The organism is Pseudomonas sp. ME-P-057 (assembly GCF_030208975.1).
GTDB lineage: Bacteria > Pseudomonadota > Gammaproteobacteria > Pseudomonadales > Pseudomonadaceae > Aquipseudomonas > Aquipseudomonas lutea.
In genome coordinates this window covers 65,951-85,983 of the sequence record NZ_JARVSX010000002.1, presented here as the reverse complement: position 1 = coordinate 85,983, position 20,033 = coordinate 65,951, and the positions used below count along the sequence as shown (strand labels likewise).

Here is a 20,033-nt window from a genome sequence, read left to right as displayed (position 1 = left end):
GTCAGCGCGCCTTGACCAAGTCTCTGAGCAACTGCAAGGCGTCGACCGCCAGCGGTTGGTATTGATTGAGAATGTCGCCGAGGGTGATCCACAGAATCACCATGCCCAGCACCAGCGTCAGCGGAAAACCGATCGAAAAGATGTTCAGCTGCGGCGCCGCGCGGGTCATCACACCCATGGCGATGTTCACCACCAGCAGCGCAGCAATGGCCGGCAGCACCAGCACCAGCGCCGCGCCGAGCACCCAGCCGAGCCGCATCACCAACAGCCAGATGTCCGCCGTGCTGATACCTTGCCCCACCGGGAGGGTGGTGAAACTTTCGATCAGGATTTCGAACACCACCAGGTGCGCGTTCATGGCGAGAAACAGCAACGTCACGAGCATGGTGAGAAATTGCCCAATGGTCGCCACCGACACCCCGTTGACCGGATCGACCATGGACGCGAAGCCCATGCCCATCTGGATGCCGATGATCTGCCCGGCGATCACAAAAGCCTGAAAAAACAACTGCAGCGACAGGCCCATGCCGGCGCCGATCAGGATTTGCTGAGCGATCAACAGGAGCCCGCTGAGGTCGAGCGCGTTGACGGCGGGCATGGCTGGAAGGCTCGGCGCGACGACGACCGTGATTGCCAGCGCCAGATAGAGACGCACGCGCTTGGGCACCAGAGCGGTACCGATCATCGGCATGGTCATCAGCAGCGCGCCGATGCGAAACAGCGGCAGCATGAACGCCGCCACCCACGTGCTGATCTGTGTGTCGGTCAGCGCCAGCACAGGTTCCATCGAGGGATCAGCCGATCACTTGGGGAATGCTGGTGTACAGCGAGGTGATGTACTCCATGAAGGTGCGCACCATCCACGGGCCGACCACGATCAGCGTAACCAGCATGACCAACAGGCGCGGCAGGAAGCTCAACGTCTGTTCGTTGATCTGCGTGGCGGCCTGAAACATCGAGACGATCAAGCCGACGATCAGGCTCGGCACCACCAAAATGGCGACCATGGTCGTGGTCAGCCACAGCGCTTCGCGAAACAGGTCAACTGCTACTTCCGGGGTCATGCCGCGCACTCCACGTCAAACAGGTTCATACGCCACCAAAGCTGCCGGCCAGCGTGCCGATGATCAGCGCCCAGCCATCCACCAGCACGAACAGCATGATTTTGAACGGCAGGGAAATGATCAGCGGCGACAGCATCATCATCCCCATCGCCATGAGGATGCTCGCGACCACCAGATCGATGATCAGAAACGGGATGAAGATCATGAAGCCGATCTGAAACGCCGTTTTCAGTTCGGACGTCACGAATGCCGGCACCAGAATGGTCAGCGGTGCTGCGTCCGGCGTTGCGATGTCGGTGCGCTTGGACAGGCGCATGAACAGCTCAAGGTCGCTGGAACGGGTCTGCGCCAGCATGAAGTCCTTGATCGGCACTTCGGCCTTGGCCACGGCGTCCTGGGCGGAGAGCTTCTCCGCCAGATAGGGCTGCAGGGCATCGTTGTTCACCCGATCGAACACCGGCGCCATGATGAACATCGTCAGAAACAGCGCCATGCCGGTGAGGATCTGGTTGGAGGGCGTCTGTTGCAGGCCCAGGGCCTGACGCAGGATCGAGAAGACGATGATGATCCGCGTAAAGCTGGTCATCAGCATGACAAACGCCGGAATGAAGCTCAGCGCCGTCATGATCAGCAGGATCTGCAGGCTGACCGAGTATTCCTGCTGGCCATTGGCGCCGGTGCCCAGCGTGATGGCCGGGATCGACAACGGATCGGCGCCGAACGCCAGCGGCGCTGCAAGCAACAACAGCAGCGTCAAAACAATGCGCATCAGTTCGTGTCCTTCTGATCTGGAGTACCAAAACCTTTGTTAACCGAACTGTCACCCGAACGCTGGGTCACCCGTTGCCCGGCCACGCCTTTGTTGCCCAGGGCCTCAAGCAAGCGTTTGGCGAATTCGGGCGGTGCGTTCTGCGGATCGGGTACGTCCACCGGGTCCTTCATGACGTGCAAAGCGGTGATGCTGCCGGGCGACACACCGAGCAGCACCTGCTCGTTGCCGACCTGCACCAGCACCAGCCGGTCCCGTGTACCCAATGCGCGGGAGCCGACCAGCTTGATCACCTGATTGCCGGCCGGGCCCGCGCGCTGCACCCGGCGCATCAGCCAGGCGAGCACGAAGATCAGGCCGATCACCAACAGCAGACCCAACACCAGTTGCAGCAACTGACCACCAATTCCGCTGCCCAGCGTACCGGCGACCGGGGCAGCTGCAGCCGGGGCCGCAGTCGTCACTACCGCGCCAGTGCTCACGCCGGACGCAGCAGCCGGTGCGGGCGTTACCGGGTCGGCCGCCATCACTGCCCAGGACAACGCCAGCAGCGGCAGGCTCGTCAGTGCCTTGAACACACCGCGCACTTAACGCAGCTTCTTGATGCGTTCGCTCGGGCTGATCACGTCGGTCAGACGGATGCCGAACTTTTCGTTGACCACCACCACTTCGCCGTGAGCAATCAGGGTGCCGTTGACCAACACGTCCAGCGGTTCGCCGGCCAGACGGTCGAGCTCGATCACCGAGCCCTGGTTGAGCTGCAGCAGGTTGCGGATGTTGATGTCCGTGCTGCCCACTTCCATGGAAATCGACACCGGGATATCAAGGATCACGTCCAGGTTCGGGCCGTCCAGAGTCACCGCGCCGTTGCTTTTCGGCATGCCGCCGAATTCTTCCATCGCCATGCGGTTGGTGGAGTTACCCGCATCAGCCGCCAGCAGCGCGTCGATGTCCGCTTGCCCTTCCCCGGCCTCGCCCAGTGCAGCCGCCCATTCGTCAGCCAGAGCCTGGTCGTCAGCGGAGTTCATTTCGTTATCATTAGCCATGGTTGTCCTCGGGGAACATTGATTCGTTTACGCAGCACATTCATTTAGCCGACGCCTGAGCGTCAGCGGCGTTCTATCGGTTCGACCACTTGCAGGGCCAGATTGCCCTTGTGCGAACCCAGCTTGACCTTGAAGGACGGCACGCCGTTGGCGCGCATGACCAGACTCTCCGGCAGCTCGACCGGGATCACGTCCCCCGGCTGCATGTGCAGGATGTCGCGCAGCTTGAGCTGACGCGTGGCAACAGTTGCACGCAGCGGCACCGACACGTCGAGCACGTCCTGTTTGAGCGCATTGACCCAGCGTTCGTCCTGGTCGTCGAGATCCGACTGGAAACCGGCGTCGAGCATTTCGCGCACCGGCTCGATCATCGAATACGGCATGGTCACGTGCAGATCGCCGCCACCGCCGTCCAGTTCGATGTGGAACGTGGACACCACGATCGCCTCGCTGGGCCCGACAATGTTGGCCATGGCCGGGTTGACTTCGGAGTTGATGTACTCGAAGTTGACCTCCATGATCGCCTGCCAGGCTTCTTTCAAATCAATGAACGCCTGATCCAGCACGATCCGTACGACGCGCAGTTCGGTAGGGGTGAATTCACGCCCTTCGATCTTCGCGTGACGACCGTCGCCACCAAAGAAGTTGTCCACCAGCTTGAACACCAGCTTGGCGTCGAGGATGAACAGCGCCGTGCCGCGCAGGGGTTTGATCTTGACCAGATTGAGACTGGTCGGCACGTAAAGGGAATGCACGTATTCACCGAACTTCATCACTTGCACGCCGCCCACGGCAACGTCGGCGGAGCGACGCAGCAGGTTGAACATGCTGATGCGGGTGTAACGGGCGAAACGCTCGTTGATCATTTCCAGGGTCGGCATGCGTCCGCGGACGATGCGATCCTGGCTGGTGAGGTCGTAACTTTTTACGCTGCCAGGGTCGACAACACTATCGGTCTGCACCAGACCATCGTCGACGCCATGCAGCAGCGCGTCGATCTCATCCTGGGACAGCAGGTCTTGCACGGCCATGTCGTGGTCCTACTGCAGTACGTAGTTAGTGAAAAGTACTTGTTCGATGACGCTCTTGCTCAGCTCTTTCTGGCCCACTTCCTGAACCACGGCAGCGGCTTTCTGGCGCAGCATTTCCATACCCACCGGCGTGGCGATGGTATCGAATGGCTGACCGGAGAACATCATCACCAGATTATTACGGATAACCGGCATGTGTGCTTTCAAGGCTTCCAGGTCAGCATGATCGCGAGCCAGCAAGGTGATGCTGACCTGCATGTAGCGCTGACGACCGTTGACGTTGTAGTTGACGACGAAGGGCGGCGTCAGCGGTTCGAAGATCGCCTCTTTTTTGGCATTCGCCGCTTCCGCTACAGCCGCCGGGTCCGGCTTGCTCTCGGCCTTGTGCATGATGAACCAGGTCGCCCCGACCGACAGACCAATGGCCAGCAGCAGCCCCACCACAATCAGGATGATGACTTTCAGCTTGCCTTTTTTTGCGGGGTCCGTAACTGCGTCGTCGCTCTTCGCCATGCCAATAATCCGTCACTATCCAAAGGGTTCGGTGTTGCGTGACAGAGCAAGAGCAAGGGTTGTGCCACATGGGCAGCTGGTTAGTGTGATTCAGTCTGGATTGGGACGCGCTGGCCCACGGCAGGGCAGCAATGAGGGCGGTTTTCACCCTCTGGAGGCCGGGTGCCAAATCCCGGGAGGCATGCGATCTGTAGGAGCCTGCTTGCTGGCGAATGCGGTGGGTCAGCAACGACGATGTTGCCTGATAAAACGCGTTCGCCAGCAAGCCGGCTCCTACAGATGAGCGGTACGCGTTTTCAGGCGTAGTAGTCGACTGCGCTGGAGCCAACCACGGTCAGCGGCGCACTGGCGGCCGCCGATGCCGCGTCAACCGGAGCGCCGTCGGCGATCAGGTCGCTGCCGCCCACGCCGCTGGTGCCATTGGGACCACCGTTGCGCTGCCCTTCACCGCCGGACTGCTGCTGAGCCTGTTGCTGCCAGCCACGCGACTGGTCGGAAACGTTGACGTCGACCTGGCCCATGCCCTGCTGAACGAAGGAATCACGCAGGCGCGACATCTGGCTTTCCAGCGCTTCACGCACGCCCACATGGGCGCTCATGAAGGTGACCTGGGTTTGCTGGTCCGCCGCCATATTGACACGGATATCAAGACGGCCCAGTTCGGCAGGTTCCAGCTGAATGTCCGCTTGCTTGAGGTTCTGGCTGGACAGGTACATCACGCGGTTGACCACGCCTTCGGTCCAGCCACCCTGGTTCATCGCCAGCGGTTGATTGAGCAGCGGTGCAGCCGGCGCCGCGGTGCTCTTCACTTGCGCGGCCTGGGACAACGCCGCCAGACGGTCAGCAAAGTTGTCGATCCGGGTATCGCTGATGGCGCCCTTCACGTCTTTTAAACCGTCGGCCAACAAGCCGCTAAAGGCCTTGTCACCCCCGCCCTCGGTCATGCTTTTGTCCACCGACTGATCGCCCAGCGCTGCCAGATTACCGGCCTGCAACTGAGAAGGATCGATGTTCGGGTCCTGCTTGCCGGAGCCCTTCACATCGCCATGCACGCCGTTGGTCTGCGCCGTCTGCTGTGCCTTGTTGTCCAGGGCGACCTGCACCGCCGTCAGACCTTCCAGCGGATCGGCCGAAGGGTCAAAGCCGTCGTCCGGTGCATCCGTCGTGGCCTGATCAGCCGGCGCCGGTGTCAGCGGTAATGCCTGAGCGAGCAGTGCCGGATCAACCACCGGATCGACCGCCGGGGCAACCACCACTGGCTCAGTGACAGGAGCCGTGGCGACCAATGCTGGATCAAGCGTCGGGTCCAGTGCAGGGTCGACCACGGGCGCATCGGCCACGGTCGGATCCTGTGACGGGTCAGCCGCCTCGTCTTTGTCGTGGGTGTCGCCTTTGGCGCCGCTGTCATCGGCATCCTTGTCCTTGACAGGCTTGCCAGGCAAACCGTTGCCGCTATCGGCAACCGTCTTGTCGGTGGCGGCAGACGTATGGCTGGCGGATGGCTTGTCATCCGCTGCCGAACTCTTGGCGCTTGCCGGCTTGGGCGGCGGGTTATCCACGCTGTTCGGCTTGACGGGCGACTGCTTGGCGAACACGTCGGAGAAGCTGGAACTGTGGTTCTTGACGGGGTCAGGCGCCTTTGCCGCGGGGCTATTGCCGGCTTTCTGGACCTTGGCCGCTGTCAAAGCCGTCAGTAATGGGTTGGTGGCGAGGGCCATTTCAATCTCCGCAAGAGCACTAATGCAGAGAGACCAAGCAATTGGCGGGCCAACCCTGATGACTGTAGCGCTAACGCTCAGGCTAGGCTGCAGAACAGGGCGAAGCTGGCGGACTGGCTAAACCGGGCGAAACACTGCCCCTGCTCAATGACCGGCATGGCAGAGTTGCAGTTCACGCTCGAAGATGTCTCGAACGGCGGTGAATTCAGCCTCGATCTGCGACACCAGTAGCCGTATACGGGTTTCGTCCGTCGCAACGATGCCGCGCCCTTGCTCTTCAAGTTGCAGGCAGAGTTCGGACAGGTGGGTCGCGCCCATATTCCCCGTGCTGCCCTTGAAGCTGTGCGCCATCAGGCCAAGGTTCTCAAGCGACGCCGCTGAAGACGTGGAAAAAGAAGGGTTGTCCAGCAACTGGACCATTTCATTGATACGCGTGACAGAGTCATCCATGAACACCTCCACCAACAGGGGGTATTCGGTCTCCATCACTTCGCGCAGCGTGCTGAGCACGTTGTAGTCCACCGGATTGTTCGACACTTGTTCACTCCTTGATCAAGACGCGCGGATTATGCCAGACCCTCCCAGGCAAATTCCACGCTGGCCGTCCGGCCGTCATCGGACCATTGGCAACGGTCACTGAGTTGCCGCACCAGCGACAGCCCGCGCCCCGACAACTGGTTGGTCGCCGGCGGCATCGCCAGCACTCTATCGGAATCGAAACCCGCGCCGCTGTCCTGCACGCGCACGGTCAGCCGGCCGCCATCCCCCGCTGGCACGATGTTGAAATCGATACGGATAAAGCCATCCTCCAGGGTGTCCAGGCGCTCGCCGCGCTGCTGGTAATACAGCCCGAAACCTTCGGCGTCGCGTTTCAACGCCGAGTCCAGCCCCAAAACACCATGCTCCAGTGCGTTGCTGTAGAGCTCGGACAATACGATGTACAGCTCACCGCTTTGCGAGCGCAGGCCATGGACCTCTTGCAGTAGCTGAAGGAGATACGGGAGCGGATTGAAACGCTTGAGCGTTACCGCCCGGTACTCGAACGACGCCGACCAGTCCAGCGGGCTGCAATCCCCGCTGTCGGTGTAAATGACCGAAGGCGGGCCGAGCAAGTCGGGCTCGGTAAACGCCACTTCGACCATGCTCACATCGTCCCGCGCCTGTCCGTTGAACCGCGCCAGAGCCCACTGCACTTCTTCGATCAGGAGTGCCGGATTTCGATTGCTCACCAGCACATTCTGCAAGCGGCGGGCGCCGAACAGCTCGCCGTCCTGACCCGTGCTGTCGACCACACCGTCGGACAGCAAAAACACCCGGTCACCCGGTCCAAACGGGTACACCTGGGTGTTGTCGTCAAAGCTGCCGGCGCTTAACACGCCAAGCGGCACGTTCGAGGAAATCAGCGGCGTGTGCGGTCGGCCGTCGCCGTGCAGCAGGTAGCCATCGGGCAGCCCGCCGTTCCAGACCTCGACCAGTTGCTGTTTGAAATTGAGGCTCAACAGCGCTGCGCAGCAAAACATGTCAACCGGCAGGATGCGTTTGAGCTTGGCGTTCATCTCGCGCAAGGTCTCACGCAGTCCGTAGCCCTTGGCGGTCATGCCGTAAAACACTTCGGCCAGGGGCATCGCACCGACCGCAGCCGGCAAGCCATGGCCGGTGAAATCGCCCAGCAGCAGGTGCATGTTGCCGGACGGCGACCACGCGGCCAGCAGCAGATCGCCGTTGAACAGCGCATAGGGCGATTGCAGGTAACGAATGTTGGTCGAACTCAGGCAGCCGGAGTGGGCGATCTGGTCAAACAACGCCTTGGCCACGCGCTGTTCGTTGAGCAGGTATTTGTGGTGGCGGGTGATCAGGTCGCGCTGATGCAGGACCGTTTCCTGCAGCACGCGCAGCCGGTTCATGGCGTTGATCTTCGCCGCCAGCACCAGCTGGTTGTAGGGCTTGGCAACGAAATCGTCGCCGCCGGCGTCCAGACAGCGGGCGAGGTCTTCGCCTTCGGTCAGCGACGTCAGGAAGATGATCGGCACCAGTGCATCACCCGCCAGCGCTTTGATCTGCCGAGCGGCTTCAAAGCCGTCCATGACCGGCATCATCGCGTCCATCAGCACCAGCTGCGGCCGGCGCCGCTCGAACAGGCTCACCGCCTCGGCGCCGTTGCTGGCGGTCAGAACATCATGGCCCTGTCGGCTGACGATGGCGGACAGCAGCATCCGGTCGCTGACGTTGTCATCGGCGATGAGGACCGTCAGGCGATCGGGAGGGGAAGGCATCATCAGGCGATTTTGAAGAGCTTGGCGAAGTTGGAAATGGTGAGGATTTTGATGACGTCGGCGTTGCAGCCGACCAGTTCGACATCGGCGCGCTCGCCACCGGCATGGTCGCGCAGCAGCAGGAGCATGCCTAACGCGGAGCTATCGAGGTACGAGGTGCCTGTTAGATCAACCACGATGCGCTGGCCCTTGGTTTCTTTCTCGTAGGCGCCGCGAAAATCCTGGTGGGTCGAGAAGTCGAAGCGTCCCTTGATGATGATGGTCAGTTGTTGACCATCGGCGGAGCGTTCGGAGGTAACTGACATTGGCAAATTCCTTATATGAAACGGCGCCATACGCTTGAAGTTTTAGCAGGGGTTACGGGGCGTGGCAAATAGATAGCTTTTACATGGCTTTCAGAATCAAAAGCGCCTGCCTAACGGCAGACTGTTTCGCCTTCGGCGAGTTACTTGGAAAAGTCGAAAGTCGCACCATCCCCAAGTAACCAAGGGTGCTTGCTCCTAGTTTGGCCCGACTTCGTCGGGTTCCTTCACTCCGGTCTCGCTCCGTGGGCCCGCCGCCATCCGCCATCCATGGCGGGGGGCGGCTCTCGCGGCATCCATGCCGCTCGGCCCACTGCGCGAGACCTGCGTTCAGCCTGCACCCAAGTCGCGATAGGCGGTGTTTGGGCTGGCTGTGTATGAAGAGCAAAAAGCAGATCAAAACCTTTTCAGAAGCTTCCCGGCTGAAGCCGGTCCCACAGTTAGAGCCAAAATCAATCCCACAGGATGCATGCGATGCCTGAGTGGGACCGGCTTCAGCCGGGAAGAGGCCAGTTCGCCAGCCATCAATTTCGCAGTGTGCCTCCCGACGCTTTCCCGGTTAAAGCCGGTCCCACTACTTCGTCGTCCTCGCCATTTCCGTTGCCGTTGCTTTTCCTACGCAAAAAGTCCAAACACCGCAAAGCGCGACTTGGGTGCAGGCCGAGCGCAGGTTTTGCGCAGTGGGCCGAGCCGCATGGATGCGGCGAGAGCGCCGTCAGGACAGGGATGTCCGTTCGGCGCGGGCCCACGGAGCAAGACCGGAGTGAGGGAACCCGACGAAGGAGGGCCAAACCAGGAGCAGACACCCTTGGTTACTTGGGGTGTTTTTTCCAAGTAACTCGCCGAAGGCGAAACGTCTGCCGTTAGGCAGACCGCTTTAGATGTTGATCTTGATCTTGATCTTGATCTGCTCTTAAAACTGCTCTGTCCTGGGCAACCGCTGAACCAACTCATCCAGCAGTTTCTGCTCGCGCTTATCCTCGAGCGCCCGCGCCTCATCGATATACCGCTGCACCAACTTGCGCAGCCCCTCCACCCGCGCATACGCCTTCTGCCACTCGCCGCGCGCCTTGTTCAAATTATTCTGATGCCAGGCCAGGCTCTGACGCTGCTGCGCCACCGCCGTCTCCAACTGGTTAAGGAAGCGCTGATAATTCATCAGCCACTGCCCCGAAACCCCATGGGCGCCCTTATCAATCCACTGCTGCTGATAATCGGAGCGAAACTTGTCCAGCTCACCCAGCTTGGCCTCGGCCAGCCGTACCTGCCCCTGAAAATGGCCCAGGCGCTGCACCGCCGCCTTCTCGACCTTCTCGGCCATCTCGACCACCGGCGCCAGACGGGCTGCGCGACTCAGCGCCATAACCGATTAACCACCGGCCTGAGGATTGAAAATCTTGGCCAACTGCTCTTCGCTGCTCTGCATGCTCTCGTTCTCCTGCAAGCCCTGCCGCAAGTACTTGACCAACTGCGGCTGCAGCGAAATCGCCAAATCGGTATCGCGATCACCGCCGGCGACATACGCGCCCACGCTGATCAAATCGCGGCTCTGCTGATAGCGCGACCACAACTGCTTGAAGTACTGCGCCTGAACCATGTGCTGCGGATCGACCACCGACGGCATGACCCGACTGATGGACGCCTCGATGTCGATGGCCGGGTAGTGACCCTCTTCCGCCAACCGCCGGGACAATACGATGTGCCCGTCGAGCACGCCCCGGGCCGAGTCAGCAATCGGATCCTGCTGGTCATCGCCTTCCGACAAAACCGTGTAAAACGCGGTGATCGAGCCACCGCCCGCCTCTGCGTTGCCAGCGCGCTCAACCAGCTTGGGCAGCTTGGCAAACACTGACGGCGGATAACCCTTGGTCGCTGGCGGCTCGCCGATGGCCAGCGCGATTTCCCGCTGGGCCTGGGCGAAACGCGTCAGCGAATCCATCAGCAACAGGACGTTCTTGCCCTTGTCGCGAAAATACTCGGCGATGCGCGTGCAGTACATCGCTGCGCGCAGACGCATCAACGGCGCGTCGTCCGCTGGGGATGCCACCACCACCGAACGCTTTAGGCCTTCTTCGCCGAGGCTGTGCTCGATGAACTCTTTCACCTCGCGGCCCCGTTCACCGATCAGGCCGACCACGATGATGTCGGCCTCGGTGAAGCGGGTCATCATCCCCAGCAGCACACTCTTGCCCACGCCAGTACCGGCAAACAGGCCCAGACGCTGACCGCGGCCGACCGTCAACAAACCGTTGATGCAGCGAATGCCCACGTCCAGCGGCTGGCTGATCGGGTCGCGTTTGAGGGGGTTGATGGTCGGGCCGTCCAGCGGCACCCAGTCCTCGGCTTTCATGCCGCCCTTGCCGTCAAGCGGCCGACCGGCACCGTCGAGCACGCGTCCGAGCATGGTCATGCCCATGGGCAGGCGTCCCGTGTCCGGCAGTGGCACAACGCGAGCACCCGGCGCGATGCCGGCCACACTCCCCACCGGCATCAAGAACACCTTGCCGCCGGCGAAACCCATGACCTCGGCTTCGACCTCAACCGGTTGATGACTGCCGTCGTTGATGACCACGCAACGGCTGCCCATGGCGGCGCGCAGGCCTTCCGCTTCGAGGGTCAGACCGACCATGCGCAGCAGTCGTCCTTCGACGATCGGCTGCGTGGGCAGGGAGATGGCCTCGGGGTACGCGCTCAGGCGTTTGGTGAAGCTGGTGCGTTCAAGGCGCATCGATAGCACCCAGCGGATAGATGGTTTTTTCGGCGCTCTGGATCGCCTGCTCCAGCTCGATGGTCACGTCGGGCACTGCCGGGTGCAGGGCCTGTTCGTGCAACTGGTCGAACATTTTGCCGATGGCTTGGCTGATACGGCTCTCGACCGTGGCATCGATGCGGCTGTGCTCGCTCTCGACGCGGCAACCGCCCGGCTGCAACGTGTCGTCCTCCAGGATGCGCCAGGTTTCCTCATGACGCTCGCGCATGGCCTTGACCAGCTCGAAGTCCTGAGGATTGACCAGAATCCGCACGTTTGCAGCGCCCATGGGCAACAGCCGCAAGGCTTCACGCAGCACGGTGCCGATCTGGCTGGAGTCGGTTTTCAGCTCACGCTGGATGACCTGGCGGACCACGTGCTCGACCAGCGTGACCATCGATTTCTCGATTTGCGCGTCCTGATCGGCGATGGGCTCGAACAGGTGCCCCATCAGCACTTCCATGCTTTGCAGCTTGGCAGCCAGGGCCACTTCCGCTTCCTGGCGAACCTTGAGCTGGGTGCTGTGAAAGCCTTCTTTTTCACCGATGGCAAAACCCTCGTTGTAGGCGTCCTGGCGGATGCTCTCCAACTCTTCGAGGGTCATCGGCTGGACTTCTTCCAGCGGCACTTCTTCGCTGTCGGCGAGCTCGGCTTCCTCGATCACCGGTTCCGGCTCGGGCGTTGCCACCTGCGGGTCGAAGCTGGGCAGGGCCCAGACGTCAATCCCGCGCAAATCCCCGGCACGAATAAGCTCGCTGGGTGGTGCTTTATCAGAGCTGGACATCAACGGCACCTACGCTTAAATCATTTCCTCGCCACCTTTGCCGCCAAGAACGATCTCCCCGGCCTCCGCCATACGACGGGCAATGGTGAGAATTTCTTTCTGGGCGCCTTCCACGTCGCTGACGCGAACCGGGCCTTTGGCTTCCAGGTCGTCGCGCAGCAGTTCGGCGGCACGTTTGGACATGTTCTTGAAAATCTTTTCCTTGATGGCGTCGTCCGAGCCCTTCAACGCCAGTACCAGCACGTCCGAAGAGACTTCGCGCAGCAACGCCTGAATACCACGATCGTCGACATCGGACAGGTTGTTGAAGACGAACATGAGGTCTTCGATCTGCGTCGACAGGTCTTCGTCCACTTCGCGGATCGAGTCCATGAGCTGGCCTTCGATCGAGCTGTCGAGGAAGTTCATGATATCCGCCGCGCGCTTGATACCGCCCAGGGTGGTACGCGAGGTGTTGGCGTTGCCCGAGAACTGCTTCTCGAGGATCTGGTTCAGTTCTTTGAGCGCCGCCGGCTGCACGGTATTCAGCGAAGACACGCGCAGGATGATGTCCAGGCGCACCTTGTGATCGAAATGGCTGAGCACTTCACCGGCCTGATCGGCGTCCAGATAAGCGACGACGATGGCTTGAATCTGCGGGTGCTCGAAGCGGATGACGTCGGCCACCGCGCGCGGCTCCATCCATTTCAGGCTGTCGAGGCCGCTGGTGTTGCCGCCCAGCAGAATCCGGTCAATCAAGCCGTTGGCTTTGTCCTCGCCCAACGCCTGGGTAAGCATCTTGCGGATATAACCGTCCGAGCCGATGCCGACGCCGGTCTGATCGCCGACCACGTCGACGAACTCGCTCATCACCTGCTCGACCTGCTCGCGGTGCACGTTGCGCATTTGCGCCATGGCCACACCGACGCGCTGGACCTCTTTAGGGCCCATGTGCCGCAACACCTGCGCGGCATCCGTCTCACCCAGGGTGAGCAGGAGGATCGCCGCCTTGTCAACGCGGCTCAATTTGACTGCAGCAGCTCTCTCACTCATCAGCGTTGATCCACTCTTTGACGACCTGCGCTACACGCGCCGGGTCCTCGGCCACAAGGCTCTTGATTGCATTGAGCTGTGCGTCATAACCCTCGGTAGGGCTCGGCAACAGAATACTTTGCGGACCGCCCAGACTGACGCGGTCGTTCGCCAATTCACCGTCCATTCCGACCATGCCGCCCAGCTCGGAGTCACGCTCGCCGCCCTTGCTCTGCGGGTTGGTGATGCCTTTGAGCACCGGACGCAGCACACCGAACACCAGCACCAGGATGAAGATCACGCCCATGGCCTGTTTGACGATGTCCCAGAACCACGGTTGCGAATAGAACGGGATATCCGGGATCACTTCGCCGCGATCAGTCGAGAACGGCACGTTGATCACGCTGACGCTGTCGCCACGGCTGGCATCGAAGCCCACGGCGTCCTGCACCAGACGGGTGAAGCGCGCCAATTGGTCGGCGGTCCACGGCACCAGGGTGGTTTCACCGTTGGCCGGGTTGACCTTGACCTGATCGTCGACCACCACCGCAACCGACAGGCGATTGACCTTGCCCTGCTGCTGTTTGGTGTGGCTGATGGAGCGGTCCAGCTCGAAGTTCTTGGTCGACTGGTTACGTTTGTCGGCCGGGTACGGTGCCAGCATCGGCTGACCGGTGGCCGGGTCCATGATCTGCTGACCATTGGCGTCCAGCAGCGGCTGACCTGGAGCGATTGCACCTGCGGCCCCGGCAGCACCGGCGGCGGCGTTTTGTGGCGCGGTTGCCGGGCCAGGCGGCTGGTTGCTCAGCGCGCCCGGTACGCCTTGCGGACCGCTGCCGCTGGAGCGTTGTTCGTTAACCGTCTGCTCGCTGCGCAGTGCAGGCTGATCCGGGTTGAAGCTTTCGGCAGTGGATTCGACGGCGCTGAAATCAACGTCTGCCGACACTTCTGCCTTATAGCGGTCATTGCCCAGCACCGGCTGCAGGATGTTCTGCACGCGCTGGGTCAGCATGCTTTCCATACGGCGGGTGTAATCAAATTGCTTGCCGGCCATGGACAGCTCGGAGTTCTCGGCCTGATCGGAGAGCAGGTTGCCCTTCTGGTCGACGACAGAGATCTGCGACTTGTTCAGTTCCGGGACGCTGGTCGCGACCAGGTTCATGATGGCCAACACCTGGCCCGGCTCCAGCGTACGGCCGGCGTACAGCTCTACCAGAATCGAGGCGCTGGGCTTGCGGTCGTCACGCACGAACACCGAGCTCTTGGGAATTGCCAGGTGGACGCGAGCGCCCTTGACGTTATTCAGGCTGGAGATGGTGCGTGCCAGTTCGCCTTCCAGGCCACGGCGATAACGCGTGGCTTCCATGAACTGACTGGTGCCCAGACCCTGATCCTTGTCGAGGATTTCAAAGCCGACGTTGCCGTCGTTCTGGGCAATACCGGCGCCGGCCAGCTTGATGCGGGCGCGAGACAAGTCATCGGCCTTCACCAGCAGCGCGCCGGAATTGGGCTCGACGGTGTAGGGAATGTCGGACTGCGCCAACGTGTCCATCACCTGCTTGGTGTCGATACCCGACAGGCTGCCGTAAAGCGGCTTGTAATCGGGCTGTTGCGACCAAAGCACCACGGCGAAACCAATCGCCACGCTGGCAGCCAGACCGACCATAAGGCCGACCTGACGCAGCATGGTCATCTCGGAGAGATTTTGCAGGAACGCCAACCCGAACATCGGTGGCTTGCTTCCTGGCGCACCCGTTTTGGCGGGTACGTTATCGACGACGGCTTCGGCCATGACTTAAATCGTCCTCAAACCGGCATTTGCATGATGTCTTGGTACGCCTGAACCAGCTTGTTGCGTACCTGGGTCAGCGCTGTGAACGACACGCTGGCTTTCTGCGAGGAGATCATCACGTCAGTGAGGTCCACGCCGCTCTTGCCCATTTCAAAGGCAGTCGACAGCTGGTTCGACGCCTGCTGGGTGTCGTTGACCTTGTTTACCGCCATGCCGAGCATGTCAGCGAAACTGCTCGCACCCGCCTGTTCCGGCGCTGCGATTGCCTTGGGTTGGGCCATGGCGTCCATTTGCATGGCGCGCATGTCCAGCATCAAGCGATTAAATTCAACACCTTGGGTCATGACGTTTCTCTCAAAAGGGCCGCAGATTTTTGACACGGATTCAGCGGTTACCCATGTATTAGCAACAACGGTGCCAGACCAATAGCGGCAATGTGCCACGTTTGATGAAAGAGTTCAGCAGGCCATATTTTTGGGGGCGCAGGCATGTTGGGGCGCAGAACAAACAACGCTCCGACGCCTCGATGAGCCGGCTTCAGACGGGAAGCAGCCATCAGTGGCATAGGGTCTTTATTGTCAGGGCTGACGTCTTCCCGGCTAAAGCCGGTCCCGCGAAGCATGAGCTGTCTATGAGATCAGGCACCGTGGGGCGTCAGATTTATGCTCGGCTGACGAGTCTTCAGGAGGCGAACAAAAACCCTTCGACATCCATCCCTGCATCGCGCATCTGGGCCAGCTTGTAGCGCAACGTCCGCGGGCTGATCCCCAGACGTTCGGCGGCTTCTTTGCGACGGCCGCGTTCGGCGCGCAGGGTATCGATGATCATCTGAAACTCACGCCGCCGCAGGTCCTCGCCCAAGGCGCCCGCGCCTTCCCCACCGCCGGCATCCGGCGCCAGTTCCGTGGCGCTGGCTGCAACGGCCGTCAGCTGAGGTGTGGCCGATGCGGCAAACGCAACCGGGCCCGTGAGGCAAAAGTCCTCAGCCTGAATGACGCCGCCCTGCTGCAGAATCAACGCGCGCTGCACGGCGTTGTCGAGCTCGCGCACATTGCCCGGCCAGGCGTAACTGATCAGGCACTTCTGCGCCTCGGCCGACAGGCGAACCGCAGCGTGCTTCATTTTCTTGACGTGCCGGGCGAGCAGGCGCTCGGCCAGCGGCAGAATGTCGGCGGGCCGCTGACGCAACGACTGCCAGGCGAGCGGGAACACCGACAGGCGATAAAACAGATCTTCGCGGAACCGCCCGGCCGCCACTTCCCCCGCCAGATCACGGTTAGTGGTCGCCACCACGCGGATGTCCAGCGCGATGGGCTTGCGCGCACCGACTCGCTCCACTTCCCGTTCCTGCAGCACGCGCAACAACTTGGCCTGCAGGGCCATGGGCATTTCCGAGATTTCGTCGAGTAATAAGGTGCCGCCTTCGGCCTGCTCGAATTTGCCGGGCTGGGAGGCGATAGCCCCGGTAAAGGAGCCCTTCTCGTGGCCGAACAGCGTGGCTTCTAGCATGTTGTCCGGGATCGCGGCGCAGTTGATTGCGATGAACGGCTTGCCGGCGCGGGGTGACTGCTGATGAATGAAACGCGCCAGCACCTCTTTGCCCGTGCCGGATTCGCCGGAAATCAGCACCGTCGAGTCGCTACGCGCCACCCGAGCGGCCAGGTTAAGCAGTTGCACACTGGCCGGCTCCACGGCGATCGGTCCGTCACCCTCCGCCGGTTCCAGTCGGCCCAGTGCGTGACGGGCCACCAAGGCCAGCAGCGCCTTGGGCTCGAAAGGCTTGACCAGATAATCGGCCGCACCCTGACGCATGGCATCAACGGCACGGTCCACCGTACCGTGTGCGGTCATGAGCAGCACCGGCAGCTGCGGATAGCGGCTGCGCAATTGGCTGAGCAACTGATGACCGTCCATGCCGGGCATGTTGACGTCGCTCACCACCAGGCTGAACGGTGAAGCAGCCGCAGTGATCAGCGCCTCCTCGGCAGAACCCACTGCCTGATAGACGTGGCCGGCCAGCGCCAGGGTTTCGCCCAGGGCTTCACGCAGGGAGGGATCATCCTCGACCAGCAATACATTAATGGTCATGAAAGGTCACCCGACGACATTGGCAGCGCTCCCGTACCGGGAATCAGTGGCAATGAAACGATGGCGCAAGTGCCACGCCCCGGACGCGAGCGAAACTCGATGCTGCCTTGATGCGCTCGCGTTACGGCCGTGACAACCGCCAGCCCCAGGCCGGTGCCAGTGGCTTTGGTCGTGAAGAAAGGTTCGCCCATGCGCGCCAATGCCGCGGGTTCAATGCCGCTGCCGCTGTCGCTTACACACAGTCGCAGCGTATTGCCGCGGCGGTAGGCGTGGATTTTGATGCGCGCACACCCGGCGCTGGCCTGCACCGCGTTCTCAATCAGGTTGAGCAATGCACCCACCAACGTGTCGCGGTTGCACAGCAACTCGCCCGCCGGGCTGTCGCATTGCCAACGCACGGCAACGCCCTGAAGGTGCGTCTGTGCAGCGGATTCCAGCGCGGCGACCAGCCCCGTCGGGGTAACCCGGTCAGTCATGGGGAGCTCGCCGCGTGCAAACACCAGCATGTCGCGAACTTGATGCTCAAGCTCGTGAAGACGCTCCTTGAGCCGTCCGGCAAAACGCTGCTGGGTTTCCACGTTCAGTGCCTGCTCGGCCAGATGGCTGGCGTAGATCATCGCGGCAGACAGGGGGGTACGAATCTGATGTGCAAGGGATGCGACCATTCGGCCCAGTGACGACAGGCGTTCGTGCCGCGCCAGCTGGCTTTGCAGATGGCGGGTTTCGGTCAGATCATTCAGCAACACTAGCTGGCCTGGCTCGGCGTCCAGCGAACGCGTGGCAATCGACAGCCGGCGCCCGTCCTTGAGAGAGATCTCATGGCCGTCGTCTTCGCGCGGTGCAAAGCAGCGGGCGATCACATGGCGCCAGAGCATGCCGATCAGCGGCTCACCCAGCAGATCCAGCGCGGCAGGATTGGCCTCGCGGACCATGCCGGTGCCGTCGATGACGATAACGCCGCCGGGCAACAGATCCAGCAGGTTCTGCAAGCGGTTGGCCAGCCGCTCCTTTTCCGCCAGTTCCTGCATGCGCTGCGCGCTGACCACCGCCAGCTCGCCCTTGAGCTCGGTGACCCGGGCTTCCAGCAGGCTGTAGGAATCGGTCAATTGGGTCGACATCTGATTGAACAGTGCAAAAGCATGCTCAAGGCCTTGTCGGCTGGCGGCTTCCGGGGACTGCTGCACTCGCGCACCCACGGCGAAGTCGGGTTCGGAAGACGTCTGAGCGGCCTGGGACATAGTTGATCTCTCGGGTAGCGAACCGTCAGTAAACGGTATGTTCCCAGAGACTTAGCAATCCCCGTGCCGAAAAAAAACCGCTGATAAATCAGCGGTTTATTTTTGGCGCGTCAAACGAGTGTCAGTCTTCGACCTGCTCGTCGCCTTCGCGTCGGCTCATGCCGTACTTGCGCATTTTTTCGACCAGCGTGGTACGACGGATGCGCAAGCGCTCGGCAGCCCGGGCCACGATGCCGTTGGCGTCGTCCAGTGCCTGTTGAATCAGCCCCTGCTCCAGACCACCGAGGTAGTCCTTCAAGTCCAGGCCTTCCGGCGGCAGCAGCGCACTGCTGCCGAAGTTGGGCGAGTGGCCGTTGATTGCTACGCGCTCTTCCAGATCGCTGCGCAGGCTGTCAACCAGTTGCTCGTCCTCGTCGTCGACGTAGCGGAATTTCTTCGGCAGCTCGGCGACGCCAATGACACCGTACGGGTGCATGATCGCCATGCGCTCGACGAGGTTGGCGAGTTCACGAACGTTGCCCGGCCAACCGTGACGGCACAGCGACATGATCGCAGCGGAGTTGAAGCGAATCGACCCGCGCTTTTCGTGCTCCATGCGCGAAATCAGCTCGTTCATCAGCAGTGGAATGTCTTCCACGCGCTCACGCAACGGCGCCATTTCGATCGGGAACACGTTGAGGCGGTAGTACAGATCCTCACGGAAGCTGCCGATCACGATCATGTCTTCGAGATTTTTGTGCGTCGCGGCAATGATCCGCACATCGACGCTCTGGGTCTTGTTGCTGCCCACGCGCTCGAAGGTCCGCTCTTGCAGCACGCGCAACAACTTGACCTGCATTGGCAACGGCATGTCGCCGATTTCATCGAGGAAAAGTGTGCCGCCGTTGGCCAGTTCAAAACGCCCTGCCCGGCTGGTAATAGCCCCGGTGAAGGCGCCTTTCTCGTGACCAAACAGTTCGCTTTCGAGCAACTCGGCCGGAATGGCGCCACAGTTGACCGGCACAAACGGCGCATCGCGGCGCTTGGAATGGTAATGCAGGTTACGGGCGACCACTTCCTTGCCGGTGCCGGATTCACCGAGGATCAGCACGCTGGCATCGGTGTCGGCCACTTGCTGCATCATCTGGCGCACGTGCTGAATCGCACGGCTGGTGCCGACAAGGCTGCGGAAAAGATTGGGTTCACGCTGACGCCCACGTTCACGGGCCTGGTCGTACATCTCGCGATAGACCTGGGCGCGGTGCAGGGAGTCCAGCAGTTTGCTGTAGCTGGGCGGCATCTCGACAGTGGAGAGCACACGACGACGCAGGTCGTCGGCCAGTTCAGCCGATGAGTTCTCGCCCATCAGCAGGACAGGGAGGAATTCGTCCCAGGCGGCAACGGTTTTGAGCAGGCCCTGAAGGCTGCCCGGGGCGTTGACACTGCCTACCAGCACGCAAAGAACTTCTCGGGTAGAGGTCAGCGAACCCACGACTTGTTGCCAGTCGGTGCTTGAGCACGACAGGTTTTCATCGCCCAGAAAATTCAGAATCACCGCCATGTCACGGCGGCGCTGGCTATCGTCATCGATCAGCAGGATTTTGATTTCACGCCACATGCAATAGCAACTTCCCTAGTCAACTCGATGCCCGATCTCGGGCAAGCTTGGCTTTCGT

The 20,033-nt window shown here is 61.4% G+C and carries 19 protein-coding genes and 1 pseudogene; all 20 read right to left on the bottom strand.

Going from position 1 to position 20,033, the window contains the following annotated elements; translation table 11 throughout:
* Window position 1: 1 nt before the first annotated feature.
* The 20 genes and pseudogenes from fliR to QRN48_RS01605 all read right to left on the bottom strand — a co-directional run bounded on the left by fliR (window position 2) and on the right by QRN48_RS01605 (window position 19,975).
* Window positions 2-787 carry a flagellar biosynthetic protein FliR gene (fliR, locus tag QRN48_RS01700; protein WP_191945383.1) on the bottom strand — a complete coding sequence of 262 codons (786 nt, stop codon included), beginning with the start codon at window positions 785-787 and terminating at the stop codon, window positions 2-4.
* 7 nt (window positions 788-794) lie between these two features.
* The gene (fliQ, locus tag QRN48_RS01695) at window positions 795-1,064 is read right to left on the bottom strand and encodes a flagellar biosynthesis protein FliQ (RefSeq protein ID WP_037011537.1); all 270 of its coding nucleotides are present in this window, start codon (window positions 1,062-1,064) and stop codon (window positions 795-797) included.
* 25 nt (window positions 1,065-1,089) lie between these two features.
* The gene (gene fliP / locus QRN48_RS01690; RefSeq protein ID WP_037011539.1) at window positions 1,090-1,833 is read right to left on the bottom strand and encodes a flagellar type III secretion system pore protein FliP; all 744 of its coding nucleotides are present in this window, start codon (window positions 1,831-1,833) and stop codon (window positions 1,090-1,092) included.
* A gap of 95 nt (window positions 1,834-1,928) precedes the next feature.
* Window positions 1,929-2,360: pseudogene (gene fliO / locus QRN48_RS01685) on the bottom strand (flagellar biosynthetic protein FliO); the annotation flags it as partial.
* 60 nt (window positions 2,361-2,420) lie between these two features.
* Entirely contained in the window at window positions 2,421-2,879 is a 459-nt protein-coding gene (gene fliN / locus QRN48_RS01680) for a flagellar motor switch protein FliN (protein WP_037011542.1), read from the bottom strand.
* A 62-nt stretch (window positions 2,880-2,941) separates the two neighbouring features.
* Complete coding sequence (fliM, locus tag QRN48_RS01675) at window positions 2,942-3,910, bottom strand: flagellar motor switch protein FliM (protein WP_037011544.1); 969 nt, start codon at window positions 3,908-3,910, stop codon at window positions 2,942-2,944.
* A gap of 9 nt (window positions 3,911-3,919) precedes the next feature.
* Complete coding sequence (gene fliL, locus QRN48_RS01670; RefSeq protein WP_037011545.1) at window positions 3,920-4,423, bottom strand: flagellar basal body-associated protein FliL; 504 nt, start codon at window positions 4,421-4,423, stop codon at window positions 3,920-3,922.
* Window positions 4,424-4,719: 296 nt separating this feature from the next.
* Entirely contained in the window at window positions 4,720-6,141 is a 1,422-nt protein-coding gene (locus QRN48_RS01665; RefSeq protein WP_191945384.1) for a flagellar hook-length control protein FliK, read from the bottom strand.
* 144 nt (window positions 6,142-6,285) lie between these two features.
* On the bottom strand, window positions 6,286-6,678 hold the full coding sequence (locus QRN48_RS01660; RefSeq protein ID WP_285348547.1) for an Hpt domain-containing protein: 393 nt from the start codon (window positions 6,676-6,678) through the stop codon (window positions 6,286-6,288).
* Between the two features lie 29 nt (window positions 6,679-6,707).
* Window positions 6,708-8,414, bottom strand: coding sequence for an ATP-binding SpoIIE family protein phosphatase (locus tag QRN48_RS01655; protein WP_191945459.1), 1,707 nt, complete (start codon window positions 8,412-8,414; stop codon window positions 6,708-6,710).
* Window positions 8,415-8,416: 2 nt separating this feature from the next.
* Entirely contained in the window at window positions 8,417-8,719 is a 303-nt protein-coding gene (locus QRN48_RS01650) for an STAS domain-containing protein (protein ID WP_285348545.1), read from the bottom strand.
* A 910-nt stretch (window positions 8,720-9,629) separates the two neighbouring features.
* Window positions 9,630-10,079 (bottom strand): flagellar export protein FliJ, encoded by a 450-nt coding sequence (fliJ, locus tag QRN48_RS01645; protein WP_037011555.1) that lies wholly within the window; start codon window positions 10,077-10,079, stop codon window positions 9,630-9,632.
* Between the two features lie 6 nt (window positions 10,080-10,085).
* Entirely contained in the window at window positions 10,086-11,444 is a 1,359-nt protein-coding gene (gene fliI / locus QRN48_RS01640) for a flagellar protein export ATPase FliI (RefSeq protein ID WP_037011557.1), read from the bottom strand.
* The gene (gene fliH / locus QRN48_RS01635; protein WP_037011559.1) at window positions 11,434-12,249 is read right to left on the bottom strand and encodes a flagellar assembly protein FliH; all 816 of its coding nucleotides are present in this window, start codon (window positions 12,247-12,249) and stop codon (window positions 11,434-11,436) included. The genes fliI and fliH overlap by 11 nt, the downstream gene beginning before the upstream one ends.
* 15 nt (window positions 12,250-12,264) lie before the next feature.
* A complete protein-coding gene (gene fliG, locus QRN48_RS01630) occupies window positions 12,265-13,281 on the bottom strand; it encodes a flagellar motor switch protein FliG (RefSeq protein WP_037011568.1) in 1,017 nt (338 codons plus the stop codon).
* Window positions 13,274-15,052 carry a flagellar basal-body MS-ring/collar protein FliF gene (fliF, locus tag QRN48_RS01625; RefSeq protein ID WP_037011571.1) on the bottom strand — a complete coding sequence of 593 codons (1,779 nt, stop codon included), beginning with the start codon at window positions 15,050-15,052 and terminating at the stop codon, window positions 13,274-13,276. Before fliF ends, fliG begins: the two co-directional genes overlap by 8 nt.
* A 14-nt stretch (window positions 15,053-15,066) precedes the next feature.
* Complete coding sequence (fliE, locus tag QRN48_RS01620; protein WP_037011573.1) at window positions 15,067-15,396, bottom strand: flagellar hook-basal body complex protein FliE; 330 nt, start codon at window positions 15,394-15,396, stop codon at window positions 15,067-15,069.
* 337 nt (window positions 15,397-15,733) lie between these two features.
* Window positions 15,734-17,140 (bottom strand): sigma-54-dependent transcriptional regulator, encoded by a 1,407-nt coding sequence (locus QRN48_RS01615; protein ID WP_285348542.1) that lies wholly within the window; start codon window positions 17,138-17,140, stop codon window positions 15,734-15,736.
* Complete coding sequence (locus tag QRN48_RS01610; protein ID WP_285348540.1) at window positions 17,137-18,378, bottom strand: sensor histidine kinase; 1,242 nt, start codon at window positions 18,376-18,378, stop codon at window positions 17,137-17,139. Before QRN48_RS01610 ends, QRN48_RS01615 begins: the two co-directional genes overlap by 4 nt.
* Before the next feature lie 121 nt (window positions 18,379-18,499).
* The gene (locus QRN48_RS01605; protein WP_037011577.1) at window positions 18,500-19,975 is read right to left on the bottom strand and encodes a sigma-54 dependent transcriptional regulator; all 1,476 of its coding nucleotides are present in this window, start codon (window positions 19,973-19,975) and stop codon (window positions 18,500-18,502) included.
* Window positions 19,976-20,033 lie beyond the last annotated feature (58 nt).

What these genes read in the sequence shown, in the direction of transcription:
- fliR (WP_191945383.1), bottom strand. Translation starts at nt 787, where the DNA reads ATGGAACCTGTGCTGGCGCTGACCGACACACAGATCAGCACGTGGGTG.
- fliQ (WP_037011537.1), bottom strand. Translation starts at nt 1,064, where the DNA reads ATGACCCCGGAAGTAGCAGTTGACCTGTTTCGCGAAGCGCTGTGGCTG.
- fliP (WP_037011539.1), bottom strand. Translation starts at nt 1,833, where the DNA reads ATGCGCATTGTTTTGACGCTGCTGTTGTTGCTTGCAGCGCCGCTGGCG.
- fliN (WP_037011542.1), bottom strand. Translation starts at nt 2,879, where the DNA reads ATGGCTAATGATAACGAAATGAACTCCGCTGACGACCAGGCTCTGGCT.
- fliM (WP_037011544.1), bottom strand. Translation starts at nt 3,910, where the DNA reads ATGGCCGTGCAAGACCTGCTGTCCCAGGATGAGATCGACGCGCTGCTG.
- fliL (WP_037011545.1), bottom strand. Translation starts at nt 4,423, where the DNA reads ATGGCGAAGAGCGACGACGCAGTTACGGACCCCGCAAAAAAAGGCAAG.
- QRN48_RS01665 (WP_191945384.1), bottom strand. Translation starts at nt 6,141, where the DNA reads ATGGCCCTCGCCACCAACCCATTACTGACGGCTTTGACAGCGGCCAAG.
- QRN48_RS01655 (WP_191945459.1), bottom strand. Translation starts at nt 8,414, where the DNA reads ATGCCTTCCCCTCCCGATCGCCTGACGGTCCTCATCGCCGATGACAAC.
- QRN48_RS01650 (WP_285348545.1), bottom strand. Translation starts at nt 8,719, where the DNA reads ATGTCAGTTACCTCCGAACGCTCCGCCGATGGTCAACAACTGACCATC.
- fliJ (WP_037011555.1), bottom strand. Translation starts at nt 10,079, where the DNA reads ATGGCGCTGAGTCGCGCAGCCCGTCTGGCGCCGGTGGTCGAGATGGCC.
- fliI (WP_037011557.1), bottom strand. Translation starts at nt 11,444, where the DNA reads ATGCGCCTTGAACGCACCAGCTTCACCAAACGCCTGAGCGCGTACCCC.
- fliH (WP_037011559.1), bottom strand. Translation starts at nt 12,249, where the DNA reads ATGTCCAGCTCTGATAAAGCACCACCCAGCGAGCTTATTCGTGCCGGG.
- fliG (WP_037011568.1), bottom strand. Translation starts at nt 13,281, where the DNA reads ATGAGTGAGAGAGCTGCTGCAGTCAAATTGAGCCGCGTTGACAAGGCG.
- fliF (WP_037011571.1), bottom strand. Translation starts at nt 15,052, where the DNA reads ATGGCCGAAGCCGTCGTCGATAACGTACCCGCCAAAACGGGTGCGCCA.
- fliE (WP_037011573.1), bottom strand. Translation starts at nt 15,396, where the DNA reads ATGACCCAAGGTGTTGAATTTAATCGCTTGATGCTGGACATGCGCGCC.
- QRN48_RS01615 (WP_285348542.1), bottom strand. Translation starts at nt 17,140, where the DNA reads ATGACCATTAATGTATTGCTGGTCGAGGATGATCCCTCCCTGCGTGAA.
- QRN48_RS01610 (WP_285348540.1), bottom strand. Translation starts at nt 18,378, where the DNA reads ATGTCCCAGGCCGCTCAGACGTCTTCCGAACCCGACTTCGCCGTGGGT.
- QRN48_RS01605 (WP_037011577.1), bottom strand. Translation starts at nt 19,975, where the DNA reads ATGTGGCGTGAAATCAAAATCCTGCTGATCGATGACGATAGCCAGCGC.